The organism is Rhizobium giardinii bv. giardinii H152, from assembly GCF_000379605.1.
In the GTDB taxonomy this organism is placed as follows: Bacteria; Pseudomonadota; Alphaproteobacteria; order Rhizobiales; family Rhizobiaceae; genus Pararhizobium; species Pararhizobium giardinii.
In genome coordinates this window covers 1-1,309 of the sequence record NZ_KB902604.1, presented here as the reverse complement: position 1 = coordinate 1,309, position 1,309 = coordinate 1, and the positions used below count along the sequence as shown (strand labels likewise).

2 protein-coding genes are annotated in these 1,309 nt (G+C 58.7%); both read right to left on the bottom strand.

Going from position 1 to position 1,309, the window contains the following annotated elements; all coding sequences use genetic code 11:
• Positions 1-570 (bottom strand): ABC transporter permease (locus A3AY_RS0109915; RefSeq protein WP_018325526.1); only part of this gene is annotated, 570 nt, incomplete at its 3' end.
• Positions 571-582: 12 nt separating this feature from the next.
• Positions 583-1,309: extracellular solute-binding protein (locus A3AY_RS0109910; RefSeq protein WP_018325525.1), on the bottom strand; the 727-nt coding region annotated here is incomplete at its 5' end.

Below are 1,309 nucleotides of genomic sequence, written 5' to 3'. Positions count from 1 at the left end.
CTCCAGATTGGGATCGATGCCCTGGATGCTCGTCGTCAGGGACAGGATGCCGAAGGGGAGGACGACATGGGTCAGGCCGACAACGACTGCAAAGAGGTTCTTCGACAGCGGAAGCGGCGAGGCGACGAGACCGAGATTCATGAGCGCATCATTGATGAACCCTCGATCCTCAAGAATGATGAGCCAGCCGTAGGTGCGCAAAACGACGCCAGCAAGCTCCGGCGCCAGCGCCAGCGCGAAGACTACCGCCCGCCAGCGCGAGCGCGACCGTGCCAGAAAGTAGGCAATCGGATAGCCAAGAACCGTCACGCTCAGTGCGACGAGCATCGACATCAGGGCTGTCCGATACAGACCGGCAAGCGATAGACCGTCAGAGAAGAAGCGCTGATAATGGGCAAACGTCGGGGCCAAAGGCTCACCATCCGTGAAACTCATCCCGATCATGACGCCCATTGGTAGGGCAAAAAACACGGTCAGCATAAGACAGGAGGGTGCGAGAACCAGGTAGCCGGACGTCTTGGCAGGCGCCGTCGGCATCACTGCCGGCGCGGCAAGTGCAATCGTAGACATGGAACCGCCCTCTCACTTGGCCTGCGAAACGACGTCGCGTTCCCAGCGCTCGCCCCATTCCCCGAGCTTGTCGGCAACACGCGCGAGATTCGGCAGCTTCAGGCTCTTTAGATCGGCCTCAGTGGTAATCTGACGCTTGCGAGCATCGTCGGGAATATCGATATCGATCCGGGCGCTGCCGACTTTGTAGCCGGTCACCCATGCTTCCTGGTTGGACTTTTCGAGGAAGAAGTCGATGAAGGCCATCGCCGCTTGCTTGTTCTCAGCACCAACAGGGACGTTCAGTGTCGCGATCAGCGGGATCGTACCCTCTTTTGGGCGGACATAGTCGACCGGAATTCCCTGATCAACGAGAAGCTGGGCACGCCCGTTCCAGAACGGCATCGCCCACACAGTCCCGTCCTTGATGTAGCTTTCGAGGATTGCCGAGGATTGTTCGAAGCCGATAGACTGGCGTGCAAGCTCAGCCATGGCGGTAAAACCGGGACCGACGTTGTCGATCATATCGCCACCGCGGGCGACTGACATGATTTCAAGGAGAAAAACCGCCATGATGTTCTGGAACGTCGGCAGGATGATTTTGCCCTTGAGCTCGGGCGCCAGAAGCGACGACCAGGAAATTGGAGGAGAACCCAGCTTGTCGGTGCGGTAAAGCAGCGACATATACTGCACCTCATGGACGGCGCCGCAGGGACCGGCCACTTCCGAAAGCCTTGGCGTAAGTTTCCCAAGATTTGGA